1 protein-coding gene is annotated in these 1,784 nt (G+C 32.1%); it reads right to left on the reverse strand.

What is annotated here, in order from left to right:
• Positions 1 to 1,582 (reverse strand): thiamine pyrophosphate-dependent enzyme (locus AOG54_RS03035; protein ID WP_055032396.1); only part of this gene is annotated, 1,582 nt, incomplete at its 3' end.
• Positions 1,583 to 1,784 lie beyond the last annotated feature (202 nt).

Below are 1,784 nucleotides of genomic sequence, written 5' to 3' on the forward strand. Positions count from 1 at the left end.
GTTTTGGTGGCATTGGTGTTTCATTTGTTTCTGTTACAACGTCAAGAACCACAGGACCATTATATGAAAAGAACTCATCCAATTTAGAATCAAGCTCTTCTATACTATTAACCCTTATGCCCTCTATTCCTACTGATTCCGCAAGCTTTGAAAAATCTGGATTATATAAATCAACGCCGTATTCGGGATATCCCATGACCTCCTCCTCAAGCTTTATCATTCCAAGTATATGGTTATCATATACTATTAATTTAACAGGCAAATTATATTTTTTTGCTGTTATTAACTCCATTGATGTCATTGCAAAGCTGCCATCCCCTATTATTCCGTAAACCTTTTTTCCGGATGCAAAAGCAAGTCCTATTGCTCCTGGAATGCCTGACCCCATTGTTCCAAGCCATGAAGAAAAATAAAATTTATTTTTATTTTTTGCCCTAATAAATCTGTTTGTCCATAATGTCACATCGCCGGTATCTGTTATTATTATTGCGTCGTCCTCAATTCTTTTTGATATCTCATTTGTTAATACCTCTGCCCTTATAGGATTTCTTTTGTCATTTATCATTTTATTAAGGCTAGCAAACCATTTTTCCCTTTCATCCTGAAGTTCATTGTAATATTTTTCATCCTTTTCATTAACATTTATGTTATCAATAAAATATTTTATATCACATAAATATGAATAATTTGCCTTCATAATTTTATTTAAATCATCTATATTATTATTTACCTGTATATTATTGACCTTTTTTAAAAATGATGTGTACGGAAATATTGTTCCAAGGAATATCATTAAATCACAGTTTTCTATGGCCTTTACTGATGGCCTTGTTCCAAGCAGGCCTATGCCGCCCATTACCTTTTTATCATCATCATTAAATGTTCCCTTGCCATCAAGAGCATAAACCACCGGAGCACCTATTTTTTCCGCAAAATTATTTATTTCATCATGATAATTTCTAGAACCACCACCTATGAATATTAATGGCCTTTTGCTTTCATTTATTAATTTTGCTGCCTCTTCCATGCCATCTGGTTTATAGCTTACAGGATTAATATAATATGACAGGTCCTCCTCAGCTGCATTTTCCCTTAATATATCCACAGGCATGTCTATGTGTCCCACGCCTTTTTTCAATATTGCCTCCCTGCATGCCCTCCATATTAAATAATGGGCATTTTTCGGATTAACTATTCTTGCATTAAATACAGAAACATCATCGAATAATTTTATTAAATCAACCTCCTGAAAATAATCATGGTGCAATAAATCTGTTTCAATCTGACCTGTCAATGCTATTACCGGAACATGCTGCATTTTTGCATCATATAAACCATTTAATAAATGAATAGACCCTGGTCCTGAAGTGCCCATGCAGGCAGATAATTTACCGGAGTATTTTGATTCAAATGATGCACTTAATGCCCCACCCTCCTCGTGCCTAACCTGCACATACTCAATATCCTTATTTCTCCTTATTGCATCGATGATTGGATTTAATGAATCTCCTGGTATTGCATATATTCTCTTAACTCCAAAATTAACTAATGTTTTTATAATGATATCTGCCACCGTTGCCATAAATTAATATTATGATATCATTTATATAATTAATGTAGTTATTAATAATTATAATGAACAAAAATTAAGGTTAATGCAGAAAAAATTACACTGACTGAAGCCTAAATTTTAAAAAAACTAATTTTAATTAGTTTGAATAACTGGTTTTTATTTGTTACACTAATTATTTAACAAATAATAAAATGCATTTAAATCAAAATTT

The organism is Acidiplasma aeolicum (assembly GCF_001402945.1).
GTDB lineage: Archaea > Thermoplasmatota > Thermoplasmata > Thermoplasmatales > Thermoplasmataceae > Acidiplasma > Acidiplasma aeolicum.